At 34.5% G+C, this 9,914-nt stretch carries 5 protein-coding genes; all 5 read left to right on the forward strand.

Annotation, left to right across the window (positions count from 1 at the left end):
* The first annotated feature begins 216 nt into the window (after window positions 1-216).
* The 5 genes from K5Q58_RS18420 (at window position 217) to K5Q58_RS18440 (ending at window position 9,411) form a co-directional block, all read left to right on the forward strand.
* Entirely contained in the window at window positions 217-597 is a 381-nt protein-coding gene (locus tag K5Q58_RS18420; RefSeq protein WP_220755319.1) for an STAS/SEC14 domain-containing protein, read from the forward strand.
* A gap of 362 nt (window positions 598-959) precedes the next feature.
* The gene (locus K5Q58_RS18425) at window positions 960-2,174 is read left to right on the forward strand and encodes an EAL domain-containing response regulator (protein WP_220755320.1); all 1,215 of its coding nucleotides are present in this window, start codon (window positions 960-962) and stop codon (window positions 2,172-2,174) included.
* Entirely contained in the window at window positions 2,167-6,930 is a 4,764-nt protein-coding gene (locus K5Q58_RS18430) for a PAS domain S-box protein (protein WP_220755321.1), read from the forward strand. Before K5Q58_RS18425 ends, K5Q58_RS18430 begins: the two co-directional genes overlap by 8 nt.
* A 20-nt stretch (window positions 6,931-6,950) precedes the next feature.
* On the forward strand, window positions 6,951-8,036 hold the full coding sequence (locus K5Q58_RS18435) for a PleD family two-component system response regulator (protein ID WP_220755322.1): 1,086 nt from the start codon (window positions 6,951-6,953) through the stop codon (window positions 8,034-8,036).
* 88 nt (window positions 8,037-8,124) lie between these two features.
* On the forward strand, window positions 8,125-9,411 hold the full coding sequence (locus K5Q58_RS18440; protein WP_220755323.1) for a site-specific integrase: 1,287 nt from the start codon (window positions 8,125-8,127) through the stop codon (window positions 9,409-9,411).
* Window positions 9,412-9,914: the final 503 nt, after the last annotated feature.

Below are 9,914 nucleotides of genomic sequence, written 5' to 3' on the forward strand. Positions count from 1 at the left end.
GTCAGGCTAAGAACCATGAGCTCAAGACATGGCTCACTGACAAAGAAAGTCTTTATCGATGGGGAATACAATTTTTACTATTTTAATGATTACCATAAGATCATAAAAGATTTGCAGTCTGCTTTTTTGTCGATATATTATATTTACATTGTACGTATTCCATACAAATTTCATTCATTTTTTTGATATAAATATTGGTAAAACAGGAGTATTTATATGACTGATGATACCCACGGCTTTTCTATCGGCGTCGATAGAGTCAACAATGATGTTTTCTTGTCATTAAAAGCAAAAGGCACACTAACTCATCAAGATTATCTCACTATTTCTCCGATCATAGACTCAGCTTTAGCGGAGGTTAAACATCCCAAAGTTAATGTGTTTATAGATGGTACTGAATTGAATGGATGGGAAATAAGAGCTGCCTGGGATGATCTTAAACTGGGACTCAAACACGGTAACGAATTTCAAAAAATAGCCATTTATGGTAATAAAGGTTGGCAAGAGGTGGCTGGCAAAGTTGCGAAATGGTTTATTAATGGTGACTCTAAATTCTTTGAAGACAAAGAACAAGCAATGAAGTGGCTGTTGACTTAGACTAAGGTGTTGATAGGTAAACTAATTTTATTAATCGTTTTAGCGCCAACTTGTTAGTGATTAACGCTTACTGATGATGTTAATCAGAAAGTGTTTTTAGCTAATATCAAATCCAAATGAATTAAGTCAAAATTGTATGAAATAGTACTATAGCCGCATAATGTCAGCTTTTAGAACACTCATAAGCTGATTGTTAAATTGACTCGCTGTGAAATTGAATCTTAATTACAACTATTCTCAATTAAACATGAACAGATAAATTATACCTACAGTTTACTAGCAACAATTTGTTTTTTACTTGTTTTAATTCATATTTGTCTATACTTATTTTATGAAAAGGAAATTCAGAAAGTGTAGGCATAGTGACTAGAGAAATACATTCCATACTTGTAGTTGATGACCAGGAAATAATCAGGCAAATTTTTATTAAAAGTCTGCAGTTACTCGGTACCTATCAAATCACTGAAGCTTCTGATGGACTTGAAGCATTTACATTAATTAAATCGCAACCATTTGACCTTGTGTTTTGTGATTTAAATATGCCCGTAAAAGATGGGTTATATCTTCTGCAACGCCTTATTGAGATTCAATACACGAGTCCAATTGTACTTTTTAGTGGGGAAGATGAGACGCTCTTAAACTCAGCAAAAGTATTAGCAACACACTACCACCTCAATATTTTAGATATTGTGCCTAAACCAATAACTTCACTAATGCTTAAGGATTTTATTGAACAAGCCAGCTCGATAAAAATTTTTCCTAAACAAAAAAAATTGGTCACTTTTACCTATAAACAACTGCAATATCATTTAGTACAAGGCCATGTAAAAGCTTTCCTTCAACCTCAATACGACCTCAAAACCAATCAAGTCTGTGGTTTTGAAGCACTTGCTAGAATTGTTTATGGTGAAAACGTTATATCTCCAGCACAATTTATCAATGCAGCTGAAGATACTGATTTAATTCTTCCCTTGACCAAAGCGGTTATCTTGGACGCTTTTAAATACTTTTCTAGATTAAAAAAACCTTACCTAAGCCTAAATCTGTCTATAAATTTGTCCGGTAAAATTCTTGGTGATGAAACATTGCCGCAATGGATTGAAGATCAAGCCTGCGCACTTGGAATTGCCAATAGTTCTATTACCTGTGAGTTAACAGAAACCGCCATTCCATCTGATCCATCGGTGATGATCGTAGCGCTACTAAGGTTACGTATGATGAAGTTTAAATTATCTATTGATGATTTTGGGACAGGTTTTGCATCACTAGAACAGCTTCATATGTTGCCTTTTCATGAGTTAAAAATAGATCGATGTTTTGTGTCAAATATCATCAATAATCCAAAATCACGAGCGTTATTTAGTAGGAGCATTTCATTAGCCAAAGACCTCGATTTACTCGCTGTTGCAGAAGGTGTTGAAGATGTTGAAACCAAATGTTTAATTCAAAAACTTGGCTGTTCTATTGCACAAGGTTTTTATTTTTCTAAACCATTACCTGCAGAAGAGATGATAAAAAACATTAATGATGTTGGATTAAGTTTCGGTAACCAGCAAGAGGAGGCACAAGTTGAATAAAAAATTTTCTGCAGCTTATATTCTCGCGTCGATGTTATTGATAATCGGAATTGTTATTTTTGCTTTGAGTAGCAATAGTTTATTAAAACAGCGGACAATTTCCTTCTATGAAAAAGAAGCAAGACAGTTAACTAGGCTTGTTGAAAAAAGTCTCCATGAGCGTTACCACGATAGTGAATTGCTGACATTATTTTTAGGAAAGGTAACTCAAAACGATTTTACTGAATCAGTTTCTTCAGAACAATTAGCAACGAAACTTAATGGTTTAATAGAGAATCGGTATTCATTCAAAAAAATAGCAATATTGGATTTACAAGGAAAAGTGTTAGCAGAAACAAATCGTAATTCAGATTCCACGTTTGTAGCCTCGACTAACTTAGATCAATTAACAATTGCGAATGCGGATTGGTTTAAAGCAATACGGAACTACCAAGTTAACCGAAACAATCATGTATTTATGTTTGGTCCACAAAGGCAATTTATAGATAAACAGCCAGGAAGTTATGATATTTTGTTCGGAACCCCAATATTTGATGACCAGGATAAGATGGTGGGGATCTGGGTAAATATTGTAGATTTCAATATTGTTGAGGACATTTTTAAAGAAACGTATCAGAAATTAGTTGAGAAAAATCTATATCATGTTGAACTTTCCTTAATTGATAATAAAGGGTATTTACTTGTTGATTATGACCCTATAGCAAAAAAACAAGATGCATACATACGCGATTTTAATATCTTAAACAAAACAAACCTTGTTGACTTAAAGATTACAGGAGCAGATCGCGCCATCGCAGGCTTTTCTGGAACAGAACTTTCACACCACGAAATAAATGGGAAGAAACAAATAACGATTTATAACCATTTTTCTGGTTATAAGGAATTACAAGGTATTGGCTGGTCTACATTAATTAGAATAGATGAAAGTGACATCTCCTCAGCGGCTGAATTGTTAAACAAAAATGTGTATTTATTGCTTATCTTTATTTTTGTTCTACTCAGTTTTCTTGGTTATTTTCTTTACAAAAACTTAGTTTATCCTCTTAATAAAATCTCAAGCACAATTATTGGTTTGTCAAAAGGTAAGCTTACGACTAACAGTTTTAAGCACCTTGATTCACATACCAGAATACTACTTGAAGACTTGCAGCATAAGTTTGTAGAAAGTGAAAAACTATTAAGCAAAAGCCTTTACCAACAACAAACACTAGAGTTGCAAAGGAGTGCTATTAACTCAATAAAAACTGGGATTCTAGTTGTGGATATTCAACTACCAGACCAACCAATTATATTTATCAATAAAGCATTTAGCACTATTACTGGCTTCAGTGCTGAAGAAGTATTAGGAAAAAATTGTCGATTTTTACAGGGGCCGAATACTGAAAAGGATTTAATTAAGCACCTTTCTCATGCAATCCATAAAGGAAAAGCCTGTGACGTAGTCATTACTAATTATACTAAAACAGGAAATGAGTTTATAAACAATCTGTCTATAGGGCCTGTTTACAATAGTAATAAAGAGCTAACCCATTACATCGGTGTTCAGACCGATATTACTGAGGAGAAAAGAAAAGAAGAAGCATCAACGGCGGAAATGACTTCGATACTTGAAAAAAGAACAAAAGAGTCAAAGGATTCAGCTGACAGACTAAGAGCGGTGTTTGATACGGCGCTAGATGGAATGATTGTATTAAATTCAAGAGGTACTATAAAAGATGTTAACCGTTCGCTGGAGTTGATCTTTGGCAGAACTCAAAGTGAATTAATAGACAAAAACATCAGCATATTATTATTGAACCTTCAATATAACAATCAACAACCGATAGAAGCTTCTGCATTTAGCGACTGGCTACAAGATTATATTGGTACCCCTCAAAAGATATATGGTTTACATAAAGCCGGACACCAAATACCTATAGAGCTTTCCGTTGGGGAAACCAAGCTTGAATCGGAAATGATGTTTGTAGCTATAATGCGCGACATTACTTTCCAAGAGTTAACCAAACAGCGTGAACTTAAATTACAGACACAACTCCATGAACAAGAATTAATTTACCGAACAGCGTTCAACCAGGCTGCTGTAGGCATTGCACGTATAGGTATTGACTCAAGATTTGTAGAAGTAAACACCAAGATGTGTGAAATCTTGGGTTATGAAGAACAAGTTCTATTAACTAAAAAAATTAAAGACGTGACATACAAAAAAGATGTCGCTCAATCCTTTGAATACATAAAGGACTTGCTTGAAGATAAAAAGTCATTCTTTAATACTGATAAACGGTATATCAGAGGAGATGGCACAGTTTTTTGGGCAAACCTTTCTGTTTCTCTTGTTAGAGATGCTGAGAGTTTTGAACCTAAATTTTTCATTGCTGTTGTCGAGGATATTACTGAACGAAAAGAGTTTGCTGAAGATTTGTTTAATGCTAAAAATGAGCGTGACAAGTTATTAAATGGCCTCAATTTAGCTTCCGAAGCAGGAGGTATTTGTAACTGGTCATTCGACATAACAACAGGCGCTCTTAATTGGGATCCGAGCATGTACGATTTATATGAGATCGATACAAGCAAGCCTTTATCTTATGACGATTGGCAAAATGCTTTGCATCCTGATGATGTTGATAAAGCAGAGCAAGAAGTTGCAGATGCAATTAAAAATGCTTGTTCCATGAAAACAGAATTTAGAATAGTTGTTGGCAAAAATAACACGGTAAAATGGATACAGTGTTCAGCTGACTTATCGTTAGATGAAGATAATAACCCTATTGCCATGTATGGGATTAATATTGATTTAACCGATGAAAAAAATATTCAACAGAAACTTGAAAAAGAAACTCAAGCAGCTAATCAGGCTAGTCAATCTAAATCCCGCTTTTTAGCCACCATGAGCCATGAAATTAGAACCCCTATGAATGGCGTGATTGGCATGGTTGATTTACTAAGAAATACATCACTTAATGCTGATCAAAAAAGAATGCTTACTACAGTTCGTGATTCATCATTTGCGTTACTGGATATTATTAATGACATTCTTGATTTTTCTAAGATTGAATCTGGACAATTAGAACTTGATACCGCGCCTTGTAATGTTTTGTCGTTAATCGAGAAAACAATGGACAGTCTATGGATAAGTGCCTCAAATAAAAATGTCGATTTATATATTGAACCAGACTTATTAACACCGATAGAGCTGATGCTTGATTCAGTTCGAGTCAGACAAATACTGCTAAATATTGTCGGTAATGCGATTAAGTTTTCGGGAGGAGAAAATAAACAGGGAAGGGTTTTTGTTAAAACAGACTATACAAATGATAGTATTTCTCTAGAAGTCATTGATAACGGTGTTGGTATCTCGGCAGAACAACAACGAAAACTGTTTGTGCCTTTTTCGCAAGCCGATTCATCTACAACAAGAAAGTTTGGTGGTACAGGGCTTGGTTTAAGTATCACCAAATCTTTTACAGATCTTATGAAAGGAAACATAGCAATTCAAAGTGAACTAGGAAAAGGTAGTTCATTCAAAGTAACATTACCTAACAATACTAAAACATCTTCAGTCACCCAATTTGAGCAACTAGACTTTTCACCATTCTCTATTTTTATCACAACTTCAGATACCTTTTTGTCAGCAAATTGCTTAGCTATTTTGTCTCAACTGAATCATGACAACATTCAAGTCATAGATGACTCCTACGAATTAATAACACAATCTGTAAAGCCTGCCATTATTATTTCAGATAGCGAGAAATTTAAGTATTCAGAAGAATTTCAACAAGTTAAAACGTTATTCTTAAATGATGACCCGATTAAAACAAAAGGCCATATCGATCCATACTCTTTTGTTGTCGGTAATCATCCATTAAAACCAACAGAACTTATCTTTGGATTGGCTATATTGTGTGGATTGAAAAGCCCGACACTCGATTGGTCAACTGTAAATACTGAAATACCAACAAAAATAATTCCACAAACGAAAGCAGAAGCTGAAGTGAGTAACACTCTCATATTAGTCGCAGAAGACCAGCCAACAAATAGATTGGTACTGGGGAAGCAACTAGAAAGCTTAGGATATGCTTTCGAAATGGCAGAAGATGGGGTAATTGCTCTTGAACTTTGGAAAAGTGGGAGGTTTGGTTTATTACTGACAGATTACCATATGCCTAATATGGATGGGTTGGAGTTAACACGAACCATTCGTAACATTGAGCTTGAAAGGAGCATGGAACCGTTAACTATTATTGCAGTAACAGCTAATGCAATGGTAGGAGAGTCAGAAAAATGCTTTGAAGCAGGGATGAATGACTACATTGCCAAACCGATAGAAATTAAAGTTTTACGAGATACCTTAACTAAGTATATTTCGCTCATACATTCAACAAAAAAGAAACTGCCGAGTAAAAAAGATAACACGACATTAAATGATTCAGCTATAGATTTCAAAAAACTTGAGGCTGTAATAGGAACAGATGACAGAGAAATTACTAATGAAATTTTGACTATGTTTTGGTCAAGTGTGATCGAAGACTTTCAGTCGATCAAAGAGGCGCTAGATAGCAAGCAGCCAGAAATTATTAGAAGTAAAAGTCATGCAGCGAAAGGCGCTTCTGTTTCAAGTGGAGCGATTAATCTGGGTGAATTGTTTCAATGGATTGAAAAAAATAATAATAACTTTGAAGGGATTGAAAGCCAGATTAAATTAATAGATGGACAGCTACTTTCAATAAAACAAGTATTAGAAGCCCGAGAAATCCTCTAACAAACATAAAAGGGTAGTGTATGGATAATATGATTAGTGTTGTGGTGTTCTATCAATCAATAGAAATCAAAAAAGTGGTACAGGAAATCCTCCGAAATAAATATCAGAGGATTTTGTACTGTGATATCAAAACTAATCAAGACCAATTCATTGCATTTATGGAAGATAAATCTAAACCAACACTTTTTATTTATGCTTTTGAACAACCAAAGGAAGCAGTCGAATTTAATGAAATTATAGTTTCATTAAATAATTCAAAAAAAATACTAAGTGATAAGTATTTATCGTTATTAATTTGTTGTAGAGAACACCGTGAAGCTGCCTATTTTGAATGTTCAAAAGGGCGCTTTTACAGTTATGAAACCTATAAACCGGTTTACGATATGAACCGCATTAGACTATCTATAACTCAAATGTGTGATTTACTGACAAGCCAAGATAAAGTCCATTTTTACGAAGAAGACAAAAAAGCCATTATTAATAAACTTCAGTACGTATCAGTACAATTACATGAGGTTGAAACCTCAATAGTGGATGAACAAGGGGTTCAACATAGTTTACTCAATGAGCTCATTAATGAGATAGATAAATTATGTAATGGTGATATGAGTAAAGAAAGTGAAAAGGTTCAAAATCATGTAGCAAAAATAAAACCCAAAGTTGAAAATTTTAAAGCGCATAACCAAAATTATTTTAATGAAATAGGTACCAAGGTTAGGGCAGCTGCGCCAAGCTATAAGAAAAAGATGCCCCTAGTACTAGTCGTAGACGACCAAAATGTGATGTTAAAGATCATTACAACAATATTGAAACCGAAAGGTTTTGATGTAGAAGTGGCAATTAATGGCGCAGCGGCAATCAATAAACTTAAAAGTTGTAAACCAGAATTGATATTATTAGATATTGATATGCCAGTGATGAATGGAATTCAGACTCTTAAAAATATGAAAAGTATGGAACAGTTGGAGAATGTACCAATAATTATGCTAACCAGCATAACGGATAAAGAAAGCTTTATAGAATGTCGTCAACTTGGAGCTATTGACTATATCGTTAAACCAACGAATGCAGAGACATTACTCAAGAAAATATTTGCGGTTATATAAATAGTATCAGTTTTAATGCCGATAAATAACGTTATCGGCATTAACGAATTGTGCTACTATTTATCAATAATTTCAGATAGATAATATTATGTACTTCGAGAAACCACCTGTTTATCCTTTGTTTGATTCTGCTGACTTTATTCTTTCCGGTAACAGCTTTATCAACCAGCATATCACTGCGGTGTCATTAAAAGATGTCCCTGATGCAGGCCTGATTATTGAGCATTGCTCAGACTGGTTATATGAACAAAAACAATCAGAAAACAACTATAAAGCCTATCGAAGTGAACTTACAACTTACTTGCATTGGTGCTTTGATGTTGCTGTTTTATCTCCGATTCAGGTAACAAGAAAGGATATTGCACGGTATATAAATTATTGTGAAAATCCACCCAAAGAACTGGTTGGATACTTTAATGTAGCCCAATTTAAGACAGAAAAAACGACTGGAATACGCTACCCAAACTCAGCCTGGAGACCATTTGTTGGAAAAAAGCAACTCGGAAAACAGTTGCCATATAGCCTAAGTGAAAATGCATTAAAAACTAAGATTGCAATTTTATCGTCATTTTATGGTTACCTAATTAGTGAAGAGTACACTGAACGGAATCCAGCCCAACTCTGGTTTAAGCACAGTCGTTTCGCAATCAATCGCAAATATATTAAAAATGAAGATGATAATAATCATGCGTTTACCAAACTACAGTGGTCCTATGTAGTAAGTACAGTTTCAGAGCTGGCAGAAAAAGAACCCAGTAAGCACCAACGTAGCTTGTTTTTAATTAACATCCTGTATAGCTGTTATTTACGTATTTCAGAAATTAGTGGCCGCGCTGGTTACTCACCAATGATGAGCCAATTTAGAAAAGATGTTCATAACGGTATTTGGTACTTTTATGTTCCTTATTCTAAAAACGGCAAAGCGAGAAGTATTGCTATTTCAACGACATTACTAGATGGTTTAAAGCAATATCGGAGATACCTTGGTTTATCGGATTTGCCTTCTATCAATGAACAACATCCAATCTTTATCAGACATAAAGCTGCTGCGCACGGCCGAGATTCAGGTGTATTAAATGCCAATCTTGGCATTAGACAAATACGCGAAGAAATTGATTCGTTGATAAACCTAGCTGCAGATAAGGCACTAGAAGATGGATTTGAGCAAGATAGTGATTTAATGCGAAAGTTAACAGCGCACAATATTCGTCATACTGGCATTACTCATGACATCAACATTAATCAAAGACCTTTATCACATGTGCAAGCTGATGCGGGTCATGAAAGTATCGACACGACATCTCAGTATTTACATACCACTCAAACTGAACGACATCAGAGTGCTGCTAACAAACCCTTAGATCATTTAGCGTAAAACTTAGGCGCTTGTACGTGAAATCTGAGAAACGACTAAGGCAATAGGCGTCAGATTTTACGTACGAACACCCAATTAATTAACTAATTTAGAGCGCTGATGGATGATAATGCTTAATTATCCTTAAAACAGCCTAAACCTATCCATAAAGAATGACACATATAACTACGCACAATGTATATTATGTTAAATAGGGTTTGACTGGTTATAAGATTAATCTGAAAATTCCAATCCTCACCTCAAATTTCTCTAAGATGGTTAATGCAATTTAACCTCACTCTATTTGTGAACGACTCACAATGAACTCTTAAAAATCTTTCGACAAGATTATATTTCGCGAGTTGAAATAATTTAGTTTGTTATACCAGGTTTACACCGATTGAAATTAGTTAACTCTTTATCCAGTTTGATAGTAATTGTTTATAACTTAACTAAATTACTATTTATAAAATTAGGAACACTGATGCGTCATTTGAATCAAATAGCATTTACTCTAATTGATT

The organism is Shewanella sp. KT0246 (assembly GCF_019654955.1).
GTDB lineage: Bacteria > Pseudomonadota > Gammaproteobacteria > Enterobacterales > Shewanellaceae > Shewanella > Shewanella goraebulensis.

Coding starts and splice junctions, on each gene's coding strand:
- K5Q58_RS18420 (WP_220755319.1), top strand. CDS start 217: ATGACTGATGATACCCACGGCTTTTCTATCGGCGTCGATAGAGTCAAC.
- K5Q58_RS18435 (WP_220755322.1), top strand. CDS start 6,951: ATGGATAATATGATTAGTGTTGTGGTGTTCTATCAATCAATAGAAATC.
- K5Q58_RS18440 (WP_220755323.1), top strand. CDS start 8,125: ATGTACTTCGAGAAACCACCTGTTTATCCTTTGTTTGATTCTGCTGAC.